The 21,668-nt window shown below is 67.4% G+C and carries 16 protein-coding genes and 1 pseudogene; 1 reads left to right on the top strand and 16 read right to left on the bottom strand.

What is annotated here, in order from left to right; translation table 11 throughout:
- From AC1DO7_RS14750 to AC1DO7_RS14790, 9 genes and pseudogenes are all read right to left on the bottom strand, one after another.
- Positions 1–1,005: pseudogene (locus AC1DO7_RS14750) on the bottom strand (hypothetical protein); the annotation flags it as partial.
- 48 nt (positions 1,006–1,053) lie between these two features.
- A complete protein-coding gene (locus AC1DO7_RS14755; RefSeq protein WP_477116279.1) occupies positions 1,054–2,808 on the bottom strand; it encodes an Hsp70 family protein in 1,755 nt (584 codons plus the stop codon).
- Between the two features lie 185 nt (positions 2,809–2,993).
- The gene (locus AC1DO7_RS14760) at positions 2,994–4,145 is read right to left on the bottom strand and encodes a branched-chain amino acid ABC transporter substrate-binding protein (RefSeq protein ID WP_477116280.1); all 1,152 of its coding nucleotides are present in this window, start codon (positions 4,143–4,145) and stop codon (positions 2,994–2,996) included.
- Positions 4,146–4,290: 145 nt separating this feature from the next.
- Positions 4,291–8,289, bottom strand: a complete 3,999-nt coding sequence (gene putA / locus AC1DO7_RS14765) for a trifunctional transcriptional regulator/proline dehydrogenase/L-glutamate gamma-semialdehyde dehydrogenase (RefSeq protein WP_441612895.1) — start codon at positions 8,287–8,289, stop codon at positions 4,291–4,293.
- Between the two features lie 174 nt (positions 8,290–8,463).
- A complete protein-coding gene (locus AC1DO7_RS14770) occupies positions 8,464–10,770 on the bottom strand; it encodes a primosomal protein N' (RefSeq protein WP_477116281.1) in 2,307 nt (768 codons plus the stop codon).
- A gap of 571 nt (positions 10,771–11,341) precedes the next feature.
- Entirely contained in the window at positions 11,342–12,439 is a 1,098-nt protein-coding gene (gene hemE, locus AC1DO7_RS14775; protein WP_477116282.1) for a uroporphyrinogen decarboxylase, read from the bottom strand.
- A gap of 76 nt (positions 12,440–12,515) precedes the next feature.
- Positions 12,516–13,472 (bottom strand): alpha/beta hydrolase, encoded by a 957-nt coding sequence (locus tag AC1DO7_RS14780; protein WP_441612892.1) that lies wholly within the window; start codon positions 13,470–13,472, stop codon positions 12,516–12,518.
- Positions 13,473–13,546: 74 nt separating this feature from the next.
- A complete protein-coding gene (locus tag AC1DO7_RS14785) occupies positions 13,547–13,969 on the bottom strand; it encodes a CoA-binding protein (protein WP_441613050.1) in 423 nt (140 codons plus the stop codon).
- Positions 13,970–13,974: 5 nt separating this feature from the next.
- Complete coding sequence (locus AC1DO7_RS14790) at positions 13,975–14,943, bottom strand: RsiV family protein (protein WP_477116283.1); 969 nt, start codon at positions 14,941–14,943, stop codon at positions 13,975–13,977.
- A gap of 121 nt (positions 14,944–15,064) precedes the next feature.
- Between AC1DO7_RS14790 and AC1DO7_RS14795 the strand changes: the two genes are divergently transcribed.
- Positions 15,065–15,343, top strand: a complete 279-nt coding sequence (locus AC1DO7_RS14795; protein ID WP_441612890.1) for a hypothetical protein — start codon at positions 15,065–15,067, stop codon at positions 15,341–15,343.
- A gap of 385 nt (positions 15,344–15,728) precedes the next feature.
- On the opposite strand, the gene AC1DO7_RS14800 is transcribed toward AC1DO7_RS14795, so the two are convergent.
- The 7 genes from AC1DO7_RS14800 to atpE form a co-directional block, all read right to left on the bottom strand.
- Entirely contained in the window at positions 15,729–16,145 is a 417-nt protein-coding gene (locus tag AC1DO7_RS14800; protein WP_441612889.1) for a F0F1 ATP synthase subunit epsilon, read from the bottom strand.
- A 144-nt stretch (positions 16,146–16,289) separates the two neighbouring features.
- Entirely contained in the window at positions 16,290–17,693 is a 1,404-nt protein-coding gene (gene atpD / locus AC1DO7_RS14805; RefSeq protein ID WP_477116284.1) for a F0F1 ATP synthase subunit beta, read from the bottom strand.
- Positions 17,694–17,726: 33 nt separating this feature from the next.
- Positions 17,727–18,602 (bottom strand): F0F1 ATP synthase subunit gamma, encoded by an 876-nt coding sequence (gene atpG, locus AC1DO7_RS14810; protein WP_441612887.1) that lies wholly within the window; start codon positions 18,600–18,602, stop codon positions 17,727–17,729.
- Positions 18,603–18,676: 74 nt separating this feature from the next.
- Positions 18,677–20,218, bottom strand: coding sequence for a F0F1 ATP synthase subunit alpha (gene atpA / locus AC1DO7_RS14815; protein ID WP_441612886.1), 1,542 nt, complete (start codon positions 20,216–20,218; stop codon positions 18,677–18,679).
- A 50-nt stretch (positions 20,219–20,268) separates the two neighbouring features.
- A complete protein-coding gene (locus AC1DO7_RS14820; RefSeq protein WP_441612885.1) occupies positions 20,269–20,808 on the bottom strand; it encodes a F0F1 ATP synthase subunit delta in 540 nt (179 codons plus the stop codon).
- Positions 20,809–20,810: 2 nt separating this feature from the next.
- Positions 20,811–21,281 (bottom strand): F0F1 ATP synthase subunit B, encoded by a 471-nt coding sequence (locus tag AC1DO7_RS14825; protein ID WP_477116285.1) that lies wholly within the window; start codon positions 21,279–21,281, stop codon positions 20,811–20,813.
- A gap of 99 nt (positions 21,282–21,380) precedes the next feature.
- Positions 21,381–21,647 (bottom strand): F0F1 ATP synthase subunit C, encoded by a 267-nt coding sequence (atpE, locus tag AC1DO7_RS14830; RefSeq protein WP_006157246.1) that lies wholly within the window; start codon positions 21,645–21,647, stop codon positions 21,381–21,383.
- Positions 21,648–21,668: the final 21 nt, after the last annotated feature.

Here is a 21,668-nt window from a genome sequence, read left to right on the forward strand (position 1 = left end):
GGCCAGGATGGCGCCGATCCACAGCGCATGGAACAACTGCCCCCACGACAACAGCGGCCGGGATACCGCCTGCTCCCAGGCCGCCAGCACCGCCTCGTCGAAATGGTAGTGGCGTGTCTGCGGCGTCTTCCAGCGCAGTTGTTCGAGCAGGGCCTGCATGTCCTTGACGAAGCCGCCGCGCATCAGCGCTTGCCGGCGGATGCGCGCGGGCGGCGGCGCCAGAAGCGCCTGCGCCGCCGCCGAGCCCTTGGCGTAGGTGCGGAAGTAGCTGAACTGCCGGTCCGCCAGCGCGCGTGCGACCGCCTGCTGGGTCAGGGCGCGGTCGCGCCGCGCCAGGTGATCGGAAGCATCTTCCCAGCCGAAGCCTTCGAACAGCGCGGTGCGCGCCGCGGGACTGGCATCGTCCCGGGCGCAGTAGCGCAGCGCCAGCCACTCGAAGCGGTCGCGCGCTTCGATGCTGACGAAGGCATCGTCCTGCAGGCAGCGCTGCAGCGCCTCGCCGACCGGCAGCGATTGCGCGGCCAGTTCACCGCGGTCGAGCCCGGGGTAGCGGCCGCCGGCCGGCGCGGGCGGAAAGCTGGCGCGCAGCCGCTCCCACATTGCAAGGGCCAGCTCGCCCGCATCGGGCAAGGCCCGGGCCGTCTGCGGGCGCTGCGGGTCCGCCTGCACGGCGGGCGGCAGCACCTGGCCGATTGCCGGCAGCCTGCCGCGCACGGGCGAGGCGGGCGAAGTCAGCGGCGAAGCGATCGCGGCGGGCCCCGGCTCTCCGGCGGGCGGGGCAGGCGGGGCAGGCGGGGCAGCGGCGCCCGGGTCGGGCACGGCGCCGGCATCTTCGTCCTGCGCATGGTGGCGCGCCCACTCGAGCGCGAATTCATAGGCGGCGCGCAGCGCCTGGAACGCCTGCGCGTCCTCGTCGGGGCGCGTGACCTTGAGGCGCGCGGCATAGGCCGAGCGGATGCGGCGCGTATCCGTGGTCGGCGCCAGTTGCAGGACTTGCCAGTGCATTGTTCGGATCGGGCCGGTAGCGAAGCGTGGAGAGGGGACGAGCCGGGATCAGTCCCAGAGTTGCGTGTCGAGTCCGTCGAGCAGGCGCCGGATGGGCGCGCGCAGCGTGCGGATGCGCTCGGTATCCTGCGCGTCCAGCGCGGCCTGGAATTGCGCCAGCGCGCCGCTGATCTGGTCGCGGTCGCGGCCCAGGCACTGCTGGTAGAGCCGGTCGGCGCGCGCCACCAGTTGCGCGTTCTCGGCCTGGTCGCGCGGATGGATCTTGATCTCGGCAAGCGCCGCCAGGCGCTCGCCCACTTCCTCGTCGCTCAGCACGCCGGGGTTTTCCTGGATCACGATGCGGTGCGTGGCGGCGGTGGCGAGCACGGTGGCCTGCACTTCGAGGATGCCGTTGACGTCATAGGTGAAGCGCACGTCCACGCCCGACTCGGCCGCGCTGATGCGCGGCAGCGGCACGGCGATCTCGCCGAGGAAGACGTTCTCCGCCACCATCCGCCCCTCGCCCTGGAAGACGCGCAGCGCCAGCATCTCCTGCTTGTCGGCCAGCGGATGGATGCGTTCCACGCGGCTGACCGGCACCACCGAGTTGCGGTCGATCACGGGCTGGTAGTGCCCGTGGGAAAACGCCTCCGGGCCGACCCGCTGGCTGGTTTCGATGCCCAGCGAATAGGGTGCGACATCGGTCATGACCACTTCGTCCAGCGCCGCGTCGCGCGCCTTCAGGCCGGCCTGGACGGCCGCGCCGAGCGCCACCACCTCGTCGGGATTCAGCTCGGTCACGGGAAAGCGGCCGAACATGCGGCTCACCAGCCTGCGCACCATCGGCATGCGGGTGGCGCCGCCGGCCAGCACCACGCTGTCCAGCTCGGCCGGCCGGATGCGTGCGTCGCGCATGGCCTGCTCGATGGGCTTGCGCAGCCGCTCCAGCAACGGCGTGCTCAGTTCGGCAAAGACTTCCTGGGTCAGCGACATGGTGAAGGTGCGGTCCTCCCAGGTCACGGCCRTGTCCGCGCCGGCGGCGTCGCTGAGCGCGCGCTTGGCACCTTCGGCGGCGTGGCGTACCCGCTCGCGCAACTGCGCCGGCCAGCGCTCGGGCTGCGCCTCGCCTTCCTGCACGCCGCCGGCGCTCAGTCGCGCATCGAGCCCGCTGTCGCGGCTGAAGCGGCGCATCAGCGCCGCGACGAAGTCCTCGCCGCCGAGGAAGTTGTCCCCGGCCGAGGCGCGTACTTCCATCACGTTCTCGAACAGTTCCAGCACAGAGACGTCGAAGGTCCCTCCGCCCAGGTCGAACACCAGGAAGCGGCTTTCCCCGTTCTGCTGCAAGCCGTAGGCCAGCGCGGCGGCGGTCGGCTCGTTGAGCAGGCGCTCCACGCGCAGCCCCGCCAGCTCGCCCGCCACACGCGTGGCGCGGCGCTGGGCGTCGCTGAAATAAGCCGGCACGGTGATCACCGCTTCGCTGACCGGCGCGCCGAGCCAGGCTTCGGCATCGGCCTTCAACGCGCGCAGCAAGAAGGACGAGAGTTCTTCCGGGCGATAGCGCCGCTCGCCCAGCGGGGTCGCGCGGGCGGTGCCCATGTAGCGCTTGAACAGTGCCGCGCTGTGCGCGGGATGGGTCAGCAGGCGGTCGCGCGCGGCCTCCCCGACGACGACCGCGCCGTCGTCCAGCACGCTCACGCACGAGGGCGTCAGGCGCTTGCCGAGAGAGTTGGGAATGATCTGCGCCCGTCCATCGCGCCAGACCGCGACCAGGCTGTTGGTGGTGCCGAGATCGATGCCGATGATGGTGTGCTTGTCGTGGTCCATGTTTCGTTCTGGCTGGTGGCGACGCATCCTTTGCGCAGCAAGCGCAACATTAATCGGCAACGGGGAAAGAATGGGAACGGCGCCGCTTCCTTGTTGCGCCCGCGAGACATCGGCTGCCCCGCTGGCGTGCCGCCAAAAGAAAACGCCACCCGAAGGTGGCGTTTCCGCATGGCGCTGGCGAAGGCTTACTTGCCGCCGACCGTCTCCAGCACGGTCCACTTGCCGCCGACCACCTTGTAGACGGTGATGCCGCCGTCCTTCAGGTCGCCGCGCGCGTCGTAGGCCAGGGCCTTGGTGGTGACGCCCTGCATATTGGTGGCGGCCAGCACCGGCAGGTAGCGCGCCGGATCGGCCGAGCCGGCCTTGACCATGGCGCTCATCATCGCGGTGGCGCCGTCATAGGCGTACGGCGAGTACGTCTGCACCTTGCCGCCGAAGCGCTTCTCGTACTTCTTCTCGTAGGTGGCGCCACCGGGCATCTGCTCCAGCGGCAGGCCGGCCAGCGACACCACGGTGCCATCGGCAGCGGTGCCGGCCAGCTTCAGGAAGTTGTCGGTCTTGGACATTTCGCCCGACACCAGCGGCGACTTCATGCCGAGTTCCTTGACCTGCTTGGCCATCGGCGCGGATTGCGTCTCGGCGCCGCCGTAGAAGATCACGTCCGGGTTGCTGCGCTTGATGTTGGTCAGCACGGCCTTGAAGTCCACCGCCTTGTCGTTGGTGTATTCGCGGCGCACGATCTTGCCGCCGGCGGCGCGGGCGGCCTTCTCGAACTCGTCGGCCAGGCCCTGGCCGTAGGCCGTGCGGTCGTCGACGATGGCGATGTTCTTGGCGCCAAGCTTCTTCACCACGAAGGCGCCGATCACCGAACCCTGCTGGGTGTCGGAGGTCATCATGCGGAAGGTGGTCTTGAAGCCTTGCTTGGTGTATTCCGGCGCGGTCGCCATGGCGATCTGCGGAATGCCGGCGCGGTTGTAGACCATCGAAGCCGGGATGCTGGTGCCGGAGTTGAAGTGGCCGAGCATGCCCTGGATGCCGCCGTCCACCAGCTTCTGCGCCACCACCGAGCCAGTCTTGGGATCGGCCTGGTCATCTTCGGAAAGCAATACGAACTTGACGTCCTTGCCGCCGATCTTGGGCTTGGTGGCGTTCATTTCCTCGATGGCGAGGATCACGCCGTTCTGCATGTCCTTGCCGTATTGCGYCTGGCCGCCGGTCATGGGCGCGGCGAAGCCGAGCTTGATTTCCTGGGCCTGGGCAAAGGCGGCCGAGCTGGCGCACACGCCGGCGATCGACAGGGCAACGGTCAGTGCCGTCTTGTGGAAAGTCGAGTTCATCAGTTCTCCTTGGTGGCTTTTCGATAGCCTTCTTGCTGCGTTTTTGGACGCGTCCGGGTGCGGCGCGAAACGCTTCCCGATTTCACATACGCAAGGCGCGCGGGATCGCCGCTGCCTCGCGTCTCTTCGATCAACGCCCGGCCGGTCAGCCGATCGTCATCAAACTGGCATTGCCGCCCGCCGCCGCCGTATTGACGGAGAGCGAACGCTCGATCAACAAACGCTCGATGGCCACATTCGGTTCACCGTGCGCCAGGCCCTGGACCGAAATGATCGGGCCGGCGCGCGTGGCCAGTTGCTCGCTCACGGCGCGCAGCTGGTCGGAATCCCCGTGGTGCAGCACGGCATCGAATTCGGTGTCGCCCGCGGCCCAGTCGGGCACCAGGCGGACGCGCGATTGTACTGCCTTCGGCAGGCGCGCCGACAGCGTGCGCGCCATCGGGCTGTCCGGCCAGACCGCGCGGCTGCCGGCAGCCAGCACGGCCGCCAGCTGCATGGCCAGGTCGGCCTCCTGCTGGGCCAGGCACAGCACGGCCGCGCGCGGCAGCAGCGTGTACGTGTTGCGCTCGCCGGTGGGGCCGGGCAGCGTCACCGACAGGCCGGCCGGCGAGGCGGCGGCGAAGCGGTCGCACGCCGCGCCCAGCCCGGGCAGCGCGGCGCTCTCGCGCGCGGCCCATTCCTTGAGCATGCCCAGGGCATCGGTCATCGCCGCGCGCACCGGGCCGGGCTCGCCGGCGCCGTTCAGCACGTCCGAGGCGCGCACGGCGCGGGCCACGGCGTCCTGCGGGCAGACCGACAGCAGGCGGTGCAGGTAGAGCGGGCCGCCGGCCTTGGGGCCGGTGCCGGACAATCCTTCGCCGCCGAACGGCTGCACGCCGACCACCGCGCCGACCACATTGCGGTTGACGTAGAGGTTGCCCACTTCGGCGCGCTCGACGATATGCGCGATGGTCTCGTCGATGCGCGTATGGATGCCCATGGTGAGGCCGTAGCCGGTGCCGTTGATCTGGCCGAGCAGCGCGTCCAGGCCGGCGCGCTGGTAGCGCACCACGTGCAGCACCGGGCCGAATACCTCGCGCTGCAGCTCTTCGATGCTGTCGAGCTCGATCAGGGTGGGCGGCACGAAGGTGCCGTGGCGGGTGGCGGCATCCGCGGCTTCGCTGCGCTCGGCCTGGTGGATGCGGCGACCCTTGGCGCGCATGGCTTCGATATGGCGCAGGATGTTGTCGCGCGCTTCTTCGTCGATCACCGGGCCGACGTCGGTGGACAGGCGGTCGGGGTTGCCGATGGCGAGTTCGTTCATGGCGCCCTTGAGCATGGCCAGCACGCGGTCGGCCACTTCCTCCTGCAGGCACAGCACGCGCAGCGCCGAGCAGCGCTGGCCGGCCGAATCGAAGGCGGAGTTGACCACGTCGCCCACCACCTGCTCGGCCAGCGCCGAGGAGTCGACGATCATCGCGTTCTGCCCGCCGGTTTCCGCGATCAGCGGCACCGGGCGGCCGGCGGCGTCCAGGCGCCCGGCCACGCTGCGTTGCAGCAGGCGCGCCACTTCGGTGGAGCCGGTGAACATCACGCCCTTGACGCGTGCGTCGCCCACCAGCGCGGCGCCGACGGTCTCGCCGCGGCCCGGCAGCAGTTGCACGGCGCCGGCCGGCACGCCCGCTTCGCGCAGCAGGCGCACGGCCTGCGCGGCGATCAGCGGGGTCTGCTCGGCGGGCTTGGCCAGCACGGTATTGCCGGCGGCCAGCGCGGCCGCGACCTGGCCGGTGAAGATGGCCAGCGGGAAATTCCACGGGCTGATGCAGACCACGGGGCCGAGCGGGCGGTGCGTGTCGCTGGAGAAGGTCTCGCGCACCTGCGCCGCGTAGTAGCGCAGGAAGTCCACGGCCTCGCGCACTTCGGCGATGGCGTTGGAGAAGGTCTTGCCGGCCTCGCGCATGATGACGCCCATCAGGGACTGCATCTGCGCTTCCATCAGTTCGGCGGCCCGCTCCAGCGCCGCGGCGCGCACGTCGGCCGGCGTGGCCTGCCAGATCGGCGCAGCCTTGACCGCGGCCTGCAGCGCGGCTTCCACTTCGGCCATGCTGGCTTCGGTGACATGCCCGACGACGTCGCGCAGGTCGGCCGGGTTGCGCACCGGCACCGGCTGGTTCGCTTCCGAGCCGGGCGCGGCTTCGCCGCCGAGCAGCGGCGCCGCGGCAACCGCCTCGCTGGTCCCGGCCAGCAGCGCCGACGACAGCGAAGCCAGGCGATGCTCGTTGGACAAATCGATGCCGGCGGAATTGGCGCGCGACTGGCCATACAGCTCGCGCGGCTGCGGGATGCGCGGGTGCGGCAGGCCGAGGCCGCCCTCCTCGGCATGCATGCGCTCGACCACGGTGACCGGATCGGCCACCAGTTCATCCAGCGAAATGGTTTCGTCGGCGATGCGGTTGACGAAGGAGGTATTGGCGCCGTTCTCCAGCAGGCGGCGCACCAGGTAGGCCAGCAGCGTCTCGTGCGTGCCCACCGGGGCGTAGATGCGGCACGGGCGGTTGAACTTGCCGTCGGCCAGCGGCCCGACCACCTGGTCGTACAGCGGCTCGCCCATGCCGTGCAGGCACTGGAACTCGTACTGGCCGGGGTAGTAGTTGTGGCCGGCGATCTGGTAGATCGCCGCCAGCGTATGCGCATTGTGGGTGGCGAATTGGGGGTAGATCACGTCCGGCACCGACAGCAGCTTGCGCGCGCATGCCACGTAGGACACGTCGGTGTAGACCTTGCGCGTGTAGACCGGATAGCCCTCCAGGCCGTCCACCTGGGCGCGCTTGATCTCGCTATCCCAGTAGGCGCCCTTGACCAGGCGGATCATCAGGCGGTGGCGGCTGCGGCGGGCCAGGTCGATCAGGTAGTCGATGACGAACGGGCAGCGCTTCTGGTAGCCCTGCACGACGAAGCCGATGCCGTTCCAGCCGGCCAGCTCGGGCTCGAAGCACAGCCGCTCGAGCAGGTCCAGCGAGATCTCCAGGCGGTCGGCTTCCTCGGCGTCGATATTGATGCCGATGTCGTACTGGCGGGCCAGCAGCGTGAGCGACTTGAGGCGGCCGTACAACTCGCTGACCACGCGCTCGTGCTGGGCACGGCTGTAGCGCGGGTGCAGCGCGGAGAGCTTGATCGAGATGCCGGGGCCTTCGTAGATGCCGCGCCCGCGCGAGGCCTGGCCGATGGCATGGATGGCCTGTTCGTAGGACGCCAGGTAGCGCAGCGCGTCTTCCTCGGTCATGGCGGCTTCGCCGAGCATGTCGTAGGAGTAGCGGAAGCCTTCGGCCTCGTACTTGCGCGCGTTGGCGAGCGCCTCGGAAATGGTCTCGCCGGTGACGAACTGCTCGCCCATGAGGCGCATCGCCATGTCCACGCCCTTGCGGATCAGCGGCTCGCCGCCCTTGCCGATGATGCGGGTCAGGGCCTTGGACAGGCCGGCTTCGGTGTGGGTGGCAACCAGGCGGCCGGTCAGCAGCAGGCCCCAGGTGGCCGCGTTGACGAACAGCGACGGGCTCTGGCCCAGGTGCGACTGCCAGTTGGCGCCGCTGATCTTGTCGCGGATCAGCGCGTCGCGCGTGGCCTTGTCCGGGATGCGCAGCAGCGCCTCGGCCAGGCACATCAGCGCCACGCCTTCCTGGGACGAGAGCGAGAATTCCTGGATCAGGCCCTGCACCAGTCCTTCGCGGCCGGTGCCGACCTTGCGCTCGCGCAGGCGGGTGGCCAGCGTGCGGGCCATCGCGAGCGCGGCCTCGGCCTGCTGCTGCGGCAGCCGGGCCTGCTCGAGCAGCACGGGCACGCACTCGGTCTCGGGGCGGCGGTAGCCGGCAGTGATCGCAGCGCGCAGCACCGACTGCGGCTGCACGCTCTGGGCGAACTCGAGGAATGGCTGGGGCGCGCCCTCGCCCGCCGCGTCGAAGCCATCCGCGCCGTCCGCCGCGCCATCCGCCGGCGTGCCGGACGCGCCGGCCTCGGCCGGCACATGGCCGCGCTCGACCTGCTCCAGGTACGTGAAGATAGCCTGCTTGATCAGCCAGTGGGGCGTGCGGTCGATCGACTGGGCAACGCGCTTGAGGCGCTCGCGGGATGCGTCGTCCAGCTTGACGCCGAGGGTGGTGGTGGCCATGCGCTTGATTCTCCGAAGGATGCGGATGCAAGGCGCCCGATCTCCCGGATACGCCTGCCGATGGGCGCGATCATACTCCGCGGGAAACCGAAGGTGCAACTAGGTACAACCACTCATTCTGAATCCGGATGCGGGTTGCACCCAACCCGTCGCCGCGCCGGCCGTCAACGGTGCTCAAATACGAAGCGGGTCGATCTCCAGTTGCCACCGCACGCCCTTCGCATCGGCCAGCGCGTCACCGAAAGTTTGCACCCACTCGTCCACAAACCGCTGCAATGCGGCCCTTGAGGTACTTTCCACCAGCATCTGCGCACGCTCGCGGTTGGCCACGCGCACCATCGACATCGGCACCGGGTCGTGGAGTTGCACCTCAGGCGCCAGGCGGCAGGAGTCGGCACGATTGCGGGCGCTCTGCAGGAAGGCCAGCGCGCGCTCCAGCTGGCCGTGCTCGGCCGTGACGAGCACCTGGTACGCGAACGGGGGCAACCCGGCCTGGCGCCGCTCGCGCAACTGCGCGGCAGCGAATCCATCATAGTCATGGCGAACCAGTGCCTGCAATGCCGATGCATCCGGATAGCGGGTCTGGATCAGCACCTCGCCGGCCAGCCCGGCGCGGCCGGCACGGCCGGCCACCTGCATCAGCGAGGCGAACAGGTGCTCGGCCGCGCGGAAGTCGTGGCTGAACATGGCGGCGTCCGGGTGCACGATGCCGACCAGCGTCACACGCTGGAAGTCGTGCCCCTTGGCGACCATCTGCGTACCCACCAGGATGTCCACCTCGCCGGCATGGACCTCGTCGAACATTGCCTGGGCGCTGCCTTTGCGGCGCGTGGAGTCCGCGTCGATGCGCGCRATGCGGGCCTGTGGAAAACGTGCCGCCAAGGCTTCCTCGATCCGCTGCGTGCCGCGCCCGAGCGGCGCAATATCCACATCACCGCAGTCCGGACAATGATGGGGCACGGGCGATTCCAGCCCGCAGTGGTGGCAGCGCAGCCGGCGCTCGGGCCGGTGCAGCACCAGGTAGGCGGAACAACGCGGGCAACCCGACAGCCAGCCGCAACTGCCGCAGGCGAGCACGGGCGCGTAGCCGCGCCGGTTGAGGAACAGCAGGCTCTGCTCGCCACGCGCCAGGCGGGCCTCGATGGCGCTCAGCAGCGGCACCGAGAGCCCTTCGAAGAGCGCGCGCTGGCGCTGGCGCTCCTGGTTCAGGTCGACCAGCCGCACTACCGGCAGCGCCGCGTCGGCCTGGGCGCGCTCGCGCAGCACCAGCTTGCGGTAGGCGCCCTGCTCTGCGCGCCACCAGGTTTCCATCGACGGCGTGGCCGAGCCCAGCACGACGGCGATGCCGAGCTGCTTGGCACGCCAGATGGCCAGGTCCCGCGCGGAGTAGCGCAGGCCCTCCTGCTGCTTGTAGGAGGTGTCGTGCTCCTCGTCCACCACGATCAGGGCGAGATGCGGCAGCGAGGCCATCACCGCCATGCGGGTGCCGAGCACGATGCGGGCCTCGCCCCGGTGCGCGGCCAGCCATTGCAGCGTGCGCTCCTGGTCAGCCAGGCCGCTGTGCAGCACCGCCAGCGGCAACTGCGGGAAGCGCGCGGCGATGCGGCCCTGCAATTGCGGCGTGAGGTTGATTTCGKGCACCAGCATCAGTACCTGCGCCTGCGGGTCGCGCGCCAGGGCTTCGGCCATGGCGTGCAGGTAGACCTCGGTCTTGCCGCTGCCGGTCACGCCGTGCAGCAGGAAGGGCGCGAAGCCCTGCGCCTGGCTGATCGCCTCCACGGCCGCGCGCTGCTCGTCGTGCAACGGTGGCGCGACCGAAGGTTCGCTGTCGGCTGCAATGTCCAGCAGCGGCTGGTCGGCGTGGCTGGCGCTGACCCAGCCGGCCGCCGTCCATTCGGCCAGGCGGGCCGGGGCGGCGCTGCACAAGGCACGCGCCTCGGCCGCGGAAAGTGCCGCACCCGCCCCGGCGGCGGCCACCAGGGCCTGCGCCAGGGCCAGCACGGTGCGGGCACGCGCCGGCACGGCTGCCAGCAGGGCCGGCTCGTGGCCCGGTATCAAGCGGTAATGCTCGCAGCGGGCCCGTAGCGCCAGCCGCGGCCAGCTCTCGGCCTCGCGCAGCCCCGGGGGCAGCGCCGGGAGCATGACCTCGCCGAGACAGCGGTGATAGTAGAGCGAGGAGAACCGGGCCAGCGCGATCCAGTGCGCGCCCAGCGGCGGCAGCCAGTCGAGGCGCTGGGCGACAGGCCGCAGCCGATCGGGCGGCACTTCGGAATGGGCCGAACGGGCCACTGCCACGCCGACCATCAGGCGGCGCCCGAAGGGCACGGTCACCAGGTCGCCAGGCTGGATCTCCGGCGGGGCGAGATAATCGAAGACATCGTCGGCCGGCGTATCGAGCGCCACCCGCACGATGGCAAGCGGCGCGTCATCGGCGGCAGATGACGCTTCCGGGCCGGAGGCGGGGAGTGTCGGGGCGTTCACGCCCTGGCTCCGGCGCGCAGCACTGGGTACGGCCCAGATTGGGGCAAGGCGGCGGGCAAGCTGGCCCAATGCGGGTGCAAGGCAGCGCTGGGCCGCTTTCCAGACAAATTAAGTGTGCGGCGCAGCATCAACTTAAAGTAACGCTTCAAATGTGCCCCTAAGTCGATGATAGATGGCCGCTTTTCCCGCTGGCGCGCAGTGCCTGTGGATAACTTTGTTGAAAACTCGTCCGGCGTTCCCGCCAAGCCCCGTAAATCAAGGCTCCCACTGGCATTCCGGCGTCAGCCTGATCAGATGCAATTCCTTTTAAATCAAGGACTTGCGAGCCTCCCTCAGATGAGTTAAGGACTAACCCGCTCTTGCACTGCGGAAAACCCATTGATGTGCATAAGTCAAGCCTTGACAAGCGCGAACCGGCACCGAAAGAGCGAAAAATTGCAAAATAGTTTACTTGACAGCGCTTCGTGCCAGCCTCCCGCGCCACCCGGCTTCGGGAACGCGCCGCAGGCGTCACGCTCGCTGCGCCGCACAGCCGCCGCCGCCCGGCCGGCGGCGGGGCGTGCACCACGTATCACCCCGCGCTGGCCCGCAGCTGGCGGCTGTAGCGATGCACCTCGTCCACCAGCACCGTGACATTCTCAGGCGGCGTGAACTGGGAGATGCCATGGCCGAGGTTGAACACATGGCCGTCGCTGCCGCCGCCGGCGGCGTAGCTGTCGAGCACGCCGCGCACCTGCGTGCGGATGGCGGATTCCGGCGCGAACAGCACATTGGGGTCGATATTCCCCTGCAGGGCGACCTGGCCGCCGGTACGGCGGCGCGCCTGCTGCAGGTTGACCGTCCAGTCGAGTCCGAGCGCGTCGGCCCCGATGCCGGCCAGTTCTTCCAGCCACAGGCCGCCGCCCTTGGTGAAGACGATCACCGGCACTTGCTGGCCGTCTTGCTCGCGCTTGAGCCCGGCCACCACCTGGCGCATATAGGCCAGCGAGAACGCCTGGTACATGCCGTCGGCCAGCGTGCCGCCCCAGGTATCGAACAGCATCACGGCCTGCGCGCCGGCCTCGATCTGTGCGTTCAGGTAGGCGGATACGGCGCGCGCGTTGATCTCCAGGATGCGGTGCATCAGGTCCGGGCGGCYGTACATCATGCTCTTGACGGTGCGGAAATCCGAAGAGCCGGCGCCTTCGACCATATAGCAGGCCAGCGTCCAGGGGCTGCCCGAAAAGCCGATCAGCGGCACGCGCTGGCGGCCGTCCTGCACGAGCGCACGCCGGATCTCGCTGACCGCGTCGAACACATAGCGCAGCGAGGCCATGTCGGGCACCGCCAGCTTCATCACGTCGGCTTCGGTGCGCAACGGACGGGCAAAGCGCGGCCCCTCGCCCTGCGCGAACGACAGGCCCAGGCCCATGGCGTCAGGCACGGTGAGGATGTCGGAGAAGAGGATGGCCGCGTCGAGCGGGTAGCGCTCGAGCGGCTGCAGCGTCACCTCGGTGGCATAGGCCGGGTCCTTGGCCAGCCCGAGAAAGCTGCCGGCGCGCGCGCGCGTGGCGTTGTACTCGGGCAGGTAGCGGCCGGCCTGTCGCATCAGCCACAGCGGGGTGTACTCGGTAGGCTGCCGGCGCAGTGCGCGCAGGAAGGTATCGTTCTGCAGTGCGGTCATGGTCATCCTCGTAAGACCGCCATTCTACGGGATGCCCGCGCCGCGTTCCTCCCCGCCGTGCGGCGGCGTCGGCGCATTTGCGTCAAATGTCGTCCGCCAGTTCCTTGAAGGCCTGCGCGGCGCGGCGCATCCATTCGCGCGCGCGCGGCACATCGGGCTGCAGGCGGGCGAAACCATGCGTCATGCCACTGGCTTCCAGCGTGATCACGGCTGCGCCGTAGCGCACCAGGTAGTCGGCGTAGGCCAGGCCGTCGTCGCGCAGCACGTCATTGGCCGCCACCACCACCACGCTGGCGGGCGGCAGGTGCCTTGGCGCCGCGCCCATGAGGTGGATGCGCGTGTCTTCGATGGCGGCGCCCGCGGCGAGTTGCTCCGCGCCGATGAACTGGGTCCAGAACCAGGCCATTTCGTCACGCGTGAGGCCAGGGCCGTCGGCAAAGGCGCGATAGCTCTCGGTGGCAAGGGCCGGCGCCGTCACCGGATAGATCAGCAGTTGGGCGTTGACCAGCCCGGGATGTCCGTGCGCGTTCGCCCAGCGCGCCGCCTGCGCCGCCAGGTGGCCACCGGCGCTGTCGCCGGCCACGGCCAGGAAGCGGGTATCGAGGCGCAGCCGCGCGCGTTGCTCGGCGAACCAGAGCAACGACTGCAGCGCGTCGTCGCACGGCGCGGGAAACGGATGCTCCGGGGCGAGCCGGTAGTCGATGCTGGCGACGGCGCAGCCGGTATCGGCAGCCAGCAGCGCCGCCACGGTGTGATGCGTCTCGTGCGAGCCGACCACCCACCCGCCGCCATGGAAGTAGACCATGAGGCGCGGCTCCGTCACGCCCTCCGGGCGGTACAGGCGTGCCGCCAGCGTACGGCCGGGCAGCGCGATCTCCAGATCCGTGACGACGAGGCCTTCGGGGTCCGGCACCAGCGAAGTCGCTGCGATTTCGGCGAAGCGGGCGCGACGGCCCGCGGCATCGGCCGGCGCGGGTTGGCCGGCATAGCGCTCGGCAAGCCGGCGGTAATAGTCGAGGAGCTGGGGATCGATGGCCATGGCTGGGTCGGACGGGTTGATGGGGTCGCGGCGCAAGGCGCCTGCAACCCCGCAGTGTAGCGGCGTTCGCGCCTTCAGGCGTCCGCGTGCATCAGCTCGATCTTGGCGCAACGGTCCTGCACCGCGAGCAGCCCGGCGGCTCGGGCGCGGGCGAAGGCCTCGTCGTTGACGATGCCGAGTTGCAGCCAGACGCCGCGCGCACCGATGGCGATGGCGTCGTCCACCACCGGCGGCACGTCGTCGGCGCGGCGGAAGATGTCCACCCAGTCGATGCGCTGCCCTTCGGCGGCCAGTGCCCGCGCCGCGTCGGCCAGGCTGGCATGGCAGGTCTGCCCCAGGATACGCGCGCCGGCATGGTTGGGATTGACCGGCACGATGCGATAGCCGCGTGCCTGCATGAAGGCGGCCACTTCGTGGCTGGCGCGGGCCGGGTTGTCGGACAGGCCCGCCACGGCGACGGTCTTCATCGCCAGCATGTCCCGGATGGCTGTCTGCATCTCGCTCACGTCTGCGTTTCCTTCGGTTCGGGTTGGGGGGATTCTTCGCGGCTTGTGCCGGGCGGGCGGGCGCAGCCGCCCAGCCGAGCAAACGGCACCGCCACCTGGTAGGCGCCCTGTGCGAACGGTCCCACCGCATAGGGTGCATAGTGCAGCACCAGCCCGCCGCGGTACAGCGTATAGGGAGTGCGGTCATCGCGCAGCGCCTGGTCGTCGAGTGCGCCGCGCTCCGGGTGGGCCGCGCCCTGCTGCGTCAGCGACGCTTGCAGCTCCGCGTTGAGCTTGCGCACGCAGCCTTTGCCTCCCAACAGGTCGGCGAGCCGGATTGGCGCATAGGCGGGCCGGCCGTCCCTGCCGGCATCGTTGCGCCACGTTGCGCCGGCGTAGTCCAGGCTGCCGTGCGCACCGCCGCTGTAGCGCCAGGTGGTACGCAACAGGCTGACCGCATCGGCATCAAGCCTGACGAGTTCCACCGCGCTACGGCATTCCAGCTCGCCCTCGCCGCAGCCGCTGGTACGCAGGGAGGCGATCAGCGCGTCGATGTCCTGCCGACCGGTTTCGGGATAGCGTTCTGCAAGGCGCGCCCCCGCCACCTCCGCCTTGTTCTCGCGATAGACTGCCTTGCGCGTCAGCACGAGCTGGCGCGCGCTGCCATCGGGACTTGTCCACAGCCCGTTGGCGGTGTGCCTGTCGGCAGAGAGCGTGCCCTCGAAACGGGCGCCATCGCTTGCTTCGGCGGAGTCGAGGGAGGGGGGGAAAGCCGCCTGCTCGCGCAGGCTCAGGGCGCCGCCCGATGTCAATTGGCCATCCAGCTGGCGAGGGATGGCCGAGAGCATTGAATCGTAACGAACGGTTCCGTCGACTATATCGGTCCCGGCGCGTGGAAATATCGTCAGCGATACCTGCTCGCCACCGCCGAGATCGCCCTGCCAGAAGGAACCGGCGAGCGTGTGCGGGCTGTCCGCGCGCGCCACGCCGCTTGCCGCCGGCGCGCCAGCGACAAGCCCCGCGAGGCCAAGCTGCACAAGGGCATTTCGTACCTGGGCGCGGGGGCGGCGGGAAACGGGAAAGACAGGAAAGGCGGAAAAGGACGGCATGGCAATCGGCGGCCAGACCGCGAGGCGGATGGCTGGGTCAGCGAAAGCAATGGGACTGGCGTGGTCCGGCGATGTTCCCGCTGCGATGCAGCAAAACGGCCGATATGAGATTAAAGAGGCTTATTTGGCTGACATTTCGGTTACGGCGTTTTCAACTTCTTGCAAACCGATACATTTTGTTACTGCCATCCCCAAAAGTTTCCCCCACAATGCTTTAACACAATCAGTTTTTTGTGAAGGCGTTCCCTCCCCCAAACAGAAAGGGAGGGCGTCGTGAAGAAAGCCTTTAGGAARCATTCCCACCCAGATTGACCGGATCGCAGGCGACGCCTGCGGTCGGTGTACCAGGTTGAGATTGTTGGCGCGCTCCGTTTCCGGCTGGTTGGATCGTCTGATTGCGATCGGTACCGCCTGACCGGATGCCTGACCACCTTGCCGTATGGAAAGTGGCTGGCGCCTGTTGGATGACCTGGACCTTACCCGTTCCTTCGAATTGACCCCTCGAAGGGCTTTTCCCGTCCGCGCGGAGCCTCCCCGGCCCGCGCGCTTTTTTTTGGTCTGAGCCGACAGAATAGTCGCAGGCTCATGAAAAAGGCAGCCTTGCGGCTGCCTTTTTTCTCGCCACTGCCAAAAAACAACAGGCGGGGCGAGACTGCCTTTTCTCAGCGCTTGCGACGCAGGCGCGCGATGGCTGCCAGTTGCGCAGTAGCCACAGCCAGCTCGCCCTGCGCACGTGCCAGGTCGAGATCGCTGCTCTGGTTCTGCATCAGCTCCTCGGCGGCGCGCTTGGCTTCCTGCGCCTTGGCTTCGTCGAGGTCGCCACCGCGGATCGCGGTGTCCGCCAGCACGGTGACGTGCTTGGGTTGCACTTCGAGGATGCCGCCGGCCACGAACACGAACTCTTCGCTACCGTCTTCCTTCTCGATGCGCACTGCGCCCGGCTGGATACGCGTGATCAGCGGCGTATGGCCCGGCAGGATACCCAGCTCGCCCGACTCGCCCGGCAGTGCCACGAACCTCGCCTGACCGGAGAAGATCGACGATTCGGCGCTGACGACGTCTACAAGAATGGTTGCCATGTGAATTCCTTTGTCCCTGAAAGCTTCGGCTTCCCGTTGCCAGGAAGCAAGTATTCCGCCCTTGGGGCCGAGCGTGACCCGCCTCGGACATTGTGCTGTCCGGGGCGGGCCGCCGCTACGACGCCCGCAGGCGAAAGACGCCGCTTACTGGAGCTTCTTGGCCTTCTCGAAGGCTTCGTCGATCGAACCGACCATGTAGAACGCTTGCTCCGGCAGGTGATCGCACTCGCCGTCCACCAGCATCTTGAAGCCACGGATGGTTTCCTTCAGCGGCACGTACTTGCCCGGCGAACCCGTGAACACTTCCGCGACGTGGAAGGGCTGCGACAGGAAACGCTGGATCTTACGAGCGCGCGACACGGCCTGCTTGTCTTCCGGCGACAGTTCGTCCATGCCCAGAATCGCGATGATGTCGCGCAGTTCCTTGTAGCGCTGCAGCGTTTGCTGCACGCGACGGGCCACGTCGTAGTGCTCCTGACCCACCACTTGCGGGTCGAGCTGACGCGAGGTCGAATCGAGCGGATCGACGGCCGGGTAGATACCCAGCGCGGCGATGTCACGCGACAGCACGACGGTCGAGTCCAGGTGCAGGAAGGTGGTGGCAGGCGACGGGTCGGTCAAGTCATCCGCAGGCACGTACACGGCCTGGATCGACGTGATCGAGCCGGTCTTGGTCGAGGTGATGCGCTCTTGCAGCTTGCCCATTTCCTCGGCCAGCGTCGGCTGGTAACCCACTGCGGAAGGCATACGGCCCAGCAGTGCCGACACTTCGGTACCGGCCAGCGTGTAGCGGTAGATGTTGTCGACGAAGAACAGGATGTCACGGCCTTCGTCGCGGAACTTCTCGGCCATGGTCAGGCCGGACAGTGCCACGCGCAGACGGTTGCCCGGCGGCTCGTTCATCTGGCCGAACACCATGGCCACCTTGTCGAGAACGTTCGAGTCCTTCATTTCGTGGTAGAAGTCGTTCCCTTCACGGGTACGCTCGCCCACGCCGGCGAACACCGACAAACCGCTGTGCTGCTTGGCGATGTTGTTGATGAGCTCCATCATGTTCACGGTCTTGCCGACACCGGCGCCGCCGAACAGACCCACCTTGCCACCCTTTGCGAACGGGCACACCAGGTCGATCACCTTGATGCCGGTTTCCAGCAGGTCCACGGAAGGCGACAGTTCGTCGAACTTCGGGGCCTTCTGGTGGATCGCGCGCAGTTCTTCCGAAGCGATCGGGCCGGCGTCGTCGATCGGACGACCCAGCACGTCCATGATGCGGCCCAGGGTGCCCTGGCCAACCGGCACCGAGATCGGCGCGCCGGTGCTCTTCACTGCCATGCCGCGGCGCAGGCCGTCCGACGAACCCAGGGCAATGGTACGCACCACGCCGTCACCCAGCTGTTGCTGCACTTCGAAGGTCAGGCCCTTCTCGGCGAACGAGGCTTCGTTGCTCTCTTCCAGCACGAGCGCGTCGTACACCTTCGGCAGCGCGTCGCGGGGGAACYCGATGTCCACCACGGCGCCAATACACTGCACAATATTTCCGATACTCATTTCGTATCTCCGATAGCTTGAATACTTGACGCCTTAGACGGCTGCGGCACCGCTGACGATTTCCGACAGTTCCTTGGTGATCGCTGCCTGACGGGTCTTGTTGTAGACCAGTTGCAGTTCGCCGATCACGTTCTTGGCGTTGTCGGATGCCGCCTTCATGGCCACCATGCGCGCCGATTGCTCGGACGCCATGTTCTCGGCCACGGCCTGGTACACCAGCGCTTCGACGTAGCGGACCAACAGTTCTTCCACCACGGTCTGGGCGTCGGGCTCGTAGATGTAATCCCACGAGTAGGCGCGCTTTTCATCTTCGGTCTGGGCAAACTTGTCGGCGGGGAGCGGCAGCAGCTGCTCCACCATCGGCTCCTGTTTCATCGTATTGATGAACTTGGTGTAAGCCAGGTACACGGCATCGACCTCACCATTGGTGAAAGCGTCGAGCTGGACCTTGATCGCGCCGATCAGTTTTTCCAGATGCGGGGTGTCACCGAGCTGCACCACGTGCGAAACCACCTTGGCGCCGACGCGGCCCAGGAACTGCATGCCCTTGGAACCGATGGCGGTGCTTTGCACCTGCACGCCGCGGTTCTGCARCTCACGCAGCTCATTGGTGACCGCGCGCAGCACGTTCGTGTTCATGCCACCGCACAGACCCTTGTCGGTCGTCACCACGATCATGCCGGCGCGCTTGACTTCGCGTGCCACCATGAAGGGGTGCTTGAACTCGGGGTTGGCCGAAGCCAGGTGCGCCGCGATATTGCGCACTTTCTCGGCATAGGGACGGGCGTTGCGCATCCGTTCCTGCGCCTTGCGCATCTTGGACGCGGCGACCATCTCCATCGCCTTGGTGATCTTGCGCGTGTTTTGCACGCTCTTGATCTTGGTTCGAATTTCTTTCGTTCCGGCCATATCTTCCTCTCCATTCGTGCCGCGCCGGCACCGTCATGGCAACGGTGCCGGCGCAGTTTCGTGGAATTGCGCGGTTAGAACGCGGCGGACTTCTTGAAATCCTCGATCGCTGCACGCAGCGCGGCTTCATCTTCCTTCGACAGATCCTTGGTATCTTCGATGCGGTTGATGAGGTCGGCGTACTTGGTCTTCAGATGGTCGTGCAGGCCCTTCTCGAACGGGAGAATGTCCTTCACTTCCACGTTGTCGAGGAAGCCGTTGTTGGCTGCGTACAGCGACGCGGCCAGCTGCCACACCTGCAGGGGCAGGTACTGCGCCTGCTTGAGCAGTTCGGTCACGCGGCGGCCGCGCTCCAGCTGCTTGCGGGTGGCATCGTCCAGGTCGGAAGCGAACTGCGCGAACGCAGCCAGCTCACGGTACTGGGCCAGGTCGGTACGGATACCGCCGGACAGCTTCTTGACGACCTTGGTCTGGGCGGCACCACCAACGCGCGACACCGAGATACCGGCGTTGATTGCGGGGCGGATACCAGCGTTGAACAGGTCGGTTTCCAGGAAGATCTGGCCGTCGGTGATCGAGATCACGTTGGTCGGCACGAAGGCGGACACGTCGCCAGCCTGCGTTTCGATCACGGGCAGCGCGGTCAGCGAGCCGGTCTTGCCGGTCACGGCACCCTTGGTGAACTTCTCGACGTAGTCGGCGTTCACGCGGGCTGCGCGCTCGAGCAGACGCGAGTGCAGGTAGAACACGTCGCCGGGGTAAGCTTCGCGGCCCGGCGGGCGGCGCAGCAGCAGCGACACCTGGCGGTAGGCCCAGGCTTGCTTGGTCAGGTCGTCATAGACGATCAGCGCGTCTTCGCCGCGGTCGCGGAAGTACTCGCCCATCGTGCAGCCGGCGTAGGCAGCCAGATACTGCATGGCGGCGGAGTCCGAAGCCGTTGCGGCGATGACGATGGTGTATTCCATCGCGCCGAGTTCTTCGAGCTTGCGCACCACGTTGTTCACGGTCGAAGCCTTCTGACCGATTGCCACGTACACGCAGAAGACGCCCTTGCCCTTCTGGTTGATGATGGCGTCGACAGCCACGGCGGTCTTGCCGGTCTGGCGGTCGCCAATGATCAGCTCGCGCTGGCCACGGCCGATAGGCACCATCGCGTCGATCGACTTCAGGCCGGTCTGCACCGGCTGGCTAACCGACTGACGTGCGATCACGCCAGGGGCAACCTTTTCGATAACGTCGAATTCCTTGGCGTTGATCGGGCCCTTGCCGTCGATCGGCTGGCCCAGCGTGTTGACCACGCGGCCGAGCAATTCGCGGCCGACCGGCACTTCCAGAATGCGGCCGGTGCACTTGACCGGGTCGCCTTCCGAAATGTGTTCGTAGTCGCCCAGCACCACGGCGCCGACAGAGTCGCGCTCGAGGTTCAGCGCGAGGCCGAAGGTGTTGCCGGGGAATTCCAGCATCTCGCCCTGCATCACGCCGGACAGGCCGTGCACGCGGCAGATACCATCGGTCACGGAGATAACCGTGCCGGTGTTGCGCACTTCAGCGTCGGCGCCAAGACCCGAGATGCGGGACTTGATCAGCTCGCTGATTTCTGAGGGGTTCAGTTGCATAACAATGCTCCTAATTCTTCAATCCGTCGGCCGGTGAGCGCTTGCGCGCATCAGGCGGTCAGCGCGACTTGCATCGCAGCCAGGCGCGCACGCACGGAGGTGTCGAGGACTTCGTCGCCAACCTTGACGCGCACACCGCCGATCAGCGACGGGTCTACCGCAACCGAGGGCTGCAGCTTGCGGCCGAACTTGCGTTCGAGCGCGGCGACGAGGTCGGTCAGGGTTGCGCCTTCGATGGGGAAGGCACTCGTGATCTCGACATCGGCCGACCCTTCACGGGCGTTCTTGAGCGCATGGAACTGCTCGGCGATTTCCGGCAACACGGCCAGGCGGTGGTTGTCCACCAGCAGGCCGACAAAGCGCTTGGCTTCGTCATTGACCGGAGATTTCAGGGCCGACAGGAACAGTGCAGCCAGCTTGTCGCCGTGCACGTTCGGATCGCCAGCCACCGCCTTCATGTCGGGATTGGCGGCGACTTGCCCCATTTCCGACACCAGCTCGGACCATGCATCCAGATTGCCGCTCGATTCGGTCGCGACGCGGAACAGCGCCTCGGCGTAGGGACGGGCAATGGTTGCGGTTTCAGCCATGATTAGAGCTCAGCCTTGAGTTGATTGAGCAGGTCGGAGTGGACCTGCGCGTTCACTTCGCGCTTGAGGATCTGCTCGGCACCCTTGACGGCCAGCACGGCAACCTGGTCGCGCAGCTGTTCGCGCGCGCGGGTGACTTGCTGGTCCGCTTCGGCCTTGGCCTGGGCAATGATGCGTGCGGCTTCCGCCTGGGCGTTATGCTTGATCTCGTCTGCCGTCAGCTGGGCGCGCTTCTCGGCGTCGGCGACGCGTTGAGCACCTTCGGTGCGGGCTTCGGCCAGGGCCTGGTCCACACGCTTGTTGGCGAGTTCGAGCTCAGCCTTGCCCTTTTCGGCAGCGGCGAGGCYATCGGCGATCTTCTTTGCGCGTTCGTCGAGCGCCTTCACCAGCGGCGGCCRAATGAATTTGGCAACTACCCACCACAGGATGAAGAACACGACCATCTGCGCAAGAAACGTTGCGTTCAGATTCATGGTGTGTTCCTTTCGGTAATCAAACTACAGATAAATGCGCAAGGGCGGCCAGGCTAAGTGGCCCGCGCCGCCCGTCAGCATCATGCAGACCGAAAAGAATTACTTGATGACAGCCAGCAGCGGGTTGGCGAATGCGAACAGCATTGCAACGCCCACGCCGATCAGGAATGCTGCGTCGATCAGGCCAGCCAGCAGGAACATCTTGGTTTGCAGCGGGTTCATCAGCTCGGGCTGACGTGCGCACGCTTCGATGTACTTGCCACCCATCAGGGCGATACCCAGGCAGGCGCCGATTGCGCCCAGACCGATGATGATGCCGATACCAATAGCGGTCAGACCCTGGATGTTGGCGAGATATGCTTGCATGACGACTCCTTTAATTTAGAG

This window comes from Cupriavidus sp. 05N40, assembly GCF_056397305.1.

What these genes read in the sequence shown, in the direction of transcription:
- AC1DO7_RS14820 (WP_441612885.1), bottom strand. Translation starts at nt 20,808, where the DNA reads ATGGCTGAAACCGCAACCATTGCCCGTCCCTACGCCGAGGCGCTGTTC.
- atpE (WP_006157246.1), bottom strand. Translation starts at nt 21,647, where the DNA reads ATGCAAGCATATCTCGCCAACATCCAGGGTCTGACCGCTATTGGTATC.
- AC1DO7_RS14785 (WP_441613050.1), bottom strand. Translation starts at nt 13,969, where the DNA reads ATGCAGACAGCCATCCGGGACATGCTGGCGATGAAGACCGTCGCCGTG.
- AC1DO7_RS14795 (WP_441612890.1), top strand. Translation starts at nt 15,065, where the DNA reads ATGGCAATCGGCGGCCAGACCGCGAGGCGGATGGCTGGGTCAGCGAAA.
- putA (WP_441612895.1), bottom strand. Translation starts at nt 8,289, where the DNA reads ATGGCCACCACCACCCTCGGCGTCAAGCTGGACGACGCATCCCGCGAG.
- AC1DO7_RS14800 (WP_441612889.1), bottom strand. Translation starts at nt 16,145, where the DNA reads ATGGCAACCATTCTTGTAGACGTCGTCAGCGCCGAATCGTCGATCTTC.
- AC1DO7_RS14780 (WP_441612892.1), bottom strand. Translation starts at nt 13,472, where the DNA reads ATGGCCATCGATCCCCAGCTCCTCGACTATTACCGCCGGCTTGCCGAG.
- atpA (WP_441612886.1), bottom strand. Translation starts at nt 20,218, where the DNA reads ATGCAACTGAACCCCTCAGAAATCAGCGAGCTGATCAAGTCCCGCATC.